3 protein-coding genes and 1 pseudogene are annotated in these 3,992 nt (G+C 62.5%); all 4 read left to right on the top strand.

Features of this window, described 5'->3' with window-relative positions; genetic code table 11:
* The first annotated feature begins 132 nt into the window (after positions 1-132).
* Positions 133-489 carry a Rap1a/Tai family immunity protein gene (locus tag VFE81_RS28765; protein WP_325047825.1) on the top strand — a complete coding sequence of 119 codons (357 nt, stop codon included), beginning with the start codon at positions 133-135 and terminating at the stop codon, positions 487-489.
* Between the two features lie 370 nt (positions 490-859).
* Positions 860-2,272, top strand: coding sequence for an alpha,alpha-trehalose-phosphate synthase (UDP-forming) (gene otsA / locus VFE81_RS28760; RefSeq protein WP_325047824.1), 1,413 nt, complete (start codon positions 860-862; stop codon positions 2,270-2,272).
* A 70-nt stretch (positions 2,273-2,342) separates the two neighbouring features.
* Positions 2,343-3,524, top strand: a complete 1,182-nt coding sequence (locus VFE81_RS28755) for an AAA family ATPase (RefSeq protein WP_325047823.1) — start codon at positions 2,343-2,345, stop codon at positions 3,522-3,524.
* 230 nt (positions 3,525-3,754) lie between these two features.
* Positions 3,755-3,992: pseudogene (locus tag VFE81_RS28750) on the top strand (glycosyltransferase family 4 protein); the annotation flags it as partial.

The raw sequence follows: 3,992 nt of genomic DNA, 5'->3' as shown, positions 1-3,992 counted from the left end.
CCTGAATATAGCGGCTGTTGGCATGCCTGCCACTCCACAAAACAGTGCAGAATGACGACTTGGCGCGCTACGAGGCGCGCCGGTTCGATGCGGCGCAAGACCGCCTGATAAACGACCCTGGAAAGGAACACCATGCTGCGGGCTTTGATTTTCGCCAGCGCGTTTGCCGTACCGCTATCGGCAACTGCGTTTACGGGGGGCGACCTCAACAAGCTGTGCACGAAGACCGATGTGGCATCGCGTAGTGCGTGTGCCGCGTACATTGAAGGCGCCGCCGACGGCATCTTCAACACGATCGACGCGATTGGCGGTACCACCGGGCCGCGCGTCGGCCAGTACTTCTGCCTGCCGCCGGACGCGCGCTCGGCGCAACTCACCGACGCGGTACGCAAATACATCGCGGAAAATCCGATCGTCGCGGGCTATAACGCCAGCACGGCGATCTCGCTCGGGCTCGGCAAGGCATTTCCTTGCAAGAGCGGCAGTTGATCTCGTAGTTGAATTTGATGTGAATCGCGGCGGACGCCTGCGCCGCGCGCAGACGCTCGCCGGCTCACCCGCATTACCACCGCGCATACCGAGGCCGGTCCGGTAGCAAGCCGCGCCGGTCATCCGCACGCGTGCGATCCGTCGCTGAAGGTCAAAGAAAAAAGCCTGGCTGGCGAAGGCGGCATACGGGCCGAAGATGAGTGCAACTGATCGTGCACCAAAGTGGTCGAACCGTCCATCTGACTCACGAACCTGGCGCGGCATCGCGTGTTTCGGCCGCTTTACGTCATCGACATGTTGCAGCGCTCAAGACATCACAAGCGCCTGAAACGCAAACGCCGCGCCGTGCGAACCAAGGAGGACTACCAACATGGGCCGACTGATCGTCGTGTCGAATCGTGTCGCAACGCCGACGGAAACCAAAGGATCGGCGGGCGGCCTCGCGGTCGGCGTGTTCGGCGCACTGAAGGATGCAGGGGGCGTGTGGTTCGGCTGGAGCGGCGACGTGGTGAGCGAGACCGTCGCCAACGCCGGTCCGACGCTGGAGCAGGACGGCGCGGTGACCTTCGCGACCGTCGGTCTCACGCGCAAGGATTACGACCAGTACTACCGCGGCTTTTCGAACGCGACGCTGTGGCCCGTGTTCCACTACCGCAACGACCTGGCGCGCTACGAGCGCGACGAGTATGCCGGCTACCGGCGCGTCAACGCATGGCTTGCGCACAAGCTGATCAAGCTGCTCGAACCCGACGACGTGATCTGGATTCACGACTACCATCTGATCCCGTTCGCTGAAGCGCTGCGCTCCGAAGGCATCACGAACCGCATCGGTTTTTTCCTGCACATTCCGTTTCCGGCGCCGCAGATTCTGCTCAATATTCCGCCGCACGAAGAGTTGGTGAAATCACTGTCGTGCTATGACCTGCTGGGCTTTCAGACCGCAACCGATGAACTCGCTTTCCACGACTACGTAACGCGCCATGCGCGCGGCACCGTGAGCGGGGGCAATCACGTCGAAGCCTTCGGCCGCAAACTGCGCACGGGCGTCTACCGGATCGGCGTGTTCCCCGACGAAATCGCCGAGCAGGCGCAGCGTTATGAAAGCCGCCAGCACGTGCTCGACCTGAAGCAGAGCCTGGAAGGCCGCAAGCTGATCATGAGCGTCGACCGGCTCGATTATTCGAAAGGGCTCGTCGAACGTTTTCGCGCCTTCGAGCAGTTGCTGGAACGCTCGCCCGAATGGCGCGGCAACGTCACGCTGGTGCAAATCGCACCGCCCACCCGGTCGGACGTCGCCACTTATCAGAAGATCCGCCAGGATCTCGAATACGAAGCGGGGCGCATCAACGGCCGGTATTCGGGCCTCGACTACACGCCGATCCGCTACCTGAATCAGCAGTACGACCGCTGGAAGCTGATGTCGCTGTTTCGCGAGTCGCAGATCGGCTTTGTTACGCCCTTGCATGACGGTATGAACCTGGTCGCGAAGGAGTATGTCGCCGCGCAAAATCCTGACGATCCAGGCGTGCTGGTGCTGTCGATTTTCGCCGGCGCGGCGGCGGAGTTGAGTGGCGCACTACTAGTCAATCCGCACGATGCAATTGGCATGTGCGAAGCCTTGCAGCGCGCGCTGCAAATGCCGCTCGATGCACGCCAGCGGCGTCACGAGATCAATATGGAGGCGTTGCGCAAGAACGATCTCGGCGTGTGGCGCGATACCTTTCTGGATGATTTGCGCAGCGTGCCGATGCAGAAACCGGGCAAGGGCGGTGGGCATAAGTGATGATGCGTTTGAAGAACGGAGTGGTTTTACTGAGCGCCCGGCCGTGCGCGTTTGATCGGCGGATGGCTGCATGCTAAGAACTTTGGCCATCGCGGGCTACCGGTCGCTGCGCGAGTTGATCGTGCCGCTCGGGCAGTTGAATGTCATCACGGGTGCGAATGGCAGCGGGAAATCGAGCGTGTATCGCTCGCTGCGTTTGCTGGCCGAGACCGCGCGCGGCGGTGTGATTACGTCGCTCGCGCGTGAAGGTGGTTTGCAATCCACGCTGTGGGCCGGACCTGAACGCTTTTCGCGCGCGGTGCTGGCCGGCGAGTTGCCGGTCCAGGGCACGCGCCGAAACGAGCCGGTGAGTCTGCGGCTCGGCTTTTCCGGCGATGAATTCGGTTATTCGATAGATTTGGGGTTGCCAGCACCCGAAAAGCCGCCGCCTCCCATACCGAGCAAGTTCCTGCTTGATCCAATGATCAAACGCGAATGCATCTGGAGTGGCCCGGTGCTACGTCCGTCCGCATTGCTGGTCGACCGGCACGGCGCTGCGCTGCGCACACGTGACGAGCACGGCGACTGGCAAACCATCCCTCAACCCGTCGCCAGCTTTGACAGCATGATGACGGAGTTTTCCGACCCACGGACCGCCCCCGAGATGATCACGGTGCGCGAGCAGATTCGCTCGTGGCGCTTCTACGACCACTTCCGCACGGATGCTGAGGCGGCCGTGCGTCTGCCGCAGATCGGCACGCACACCCCGGTGCTCTCAAACGACGGCGCGGACCTCGCCGCGGCCTTGCAAACCATCCGCGAGATCGGCGACCCCATTGCGCTCGATGCCGCCATCGACGACGCCTTTCCCGGCTCGCGCCTCGACATCGCCACACAAGACGGCCGCTTCGAAGTATCGATGCAGCAACACGGCCTGCTGCGGCCATTGAAGGGCGCGGAACTGTCCGACGGCACCTTGCGCTATCTGCTGCTGGTAGCTGCGCTGCTGACGCCGCGTCCGCCCGCGCTGCTGGTGCTGAACGAACCGGAAACGAGCCTGCATCCGGACCTGCTGCCGGCGCTGGCTCGCCTCATCGCAAGGGCTTCCGCGCATTCCCAGGTGCTGGTGGTCTCGCACGCGGCGCGACTGATTGCGGCGCTCGAACGGGAGGATGACAGCCAGTCGATCGTGCTGGAGAAGCATTTCGGCGCGACGCGCATCGCCGATGCGGACGATCGCGACCTGCCGGCCTGGAAATGGCCGGCGCGATAACGACGGCCGGATAATGAGCACCACCGGATGTAAGCTGAATGTAACAACACGTAGGATTTGCAAGGCGAGGGGCTTTTTGTTGCAACCTGATGAATAATGCTTTGATGCGGATGGTGCAGGCGGACGCCTGGCGTTCACTGCATTGATAGAGAAGGACCGGCGCTGTCATGCTCAGCGCCCCCTGACGTGCACCGCCATTGGCGCAAGCCGTCAGCTCACGGAGACAAAATATGAAGATTGCGCAGATCGCCCCTTTGACCGAATCGGTGCCGCCGAAGCTTTACGGCGGTACGGAGCGCGTCGTGTCCTACATCACCGAGGCGCTGGTCGATCTCGGCCATGACGTGACGCTGTTCGCGAGCGGCGACTCAGTCACGAGCGCCAAGCTCGAAGCGGTATGGCCGCGGGCGCTGCGTCTGGACCCGGGTATTCGCGACCGCATCGCGCCTCATATGCTGCTGATGGAAC

Origin of the sequence: Paraburkholderia sp. (assembly GCF_035656215.1) — a bacterium.
Lineage (GTDB): Bacteria > Pseudomonadota > Gammaproteobacteria > Burkholderiales > Burkholderiaceae > Paraburkholderia.
Note: the sequence above shows the minus strand (reverse complement) of the source record. Positions and strands in the feature narration are given on the sequence as shown.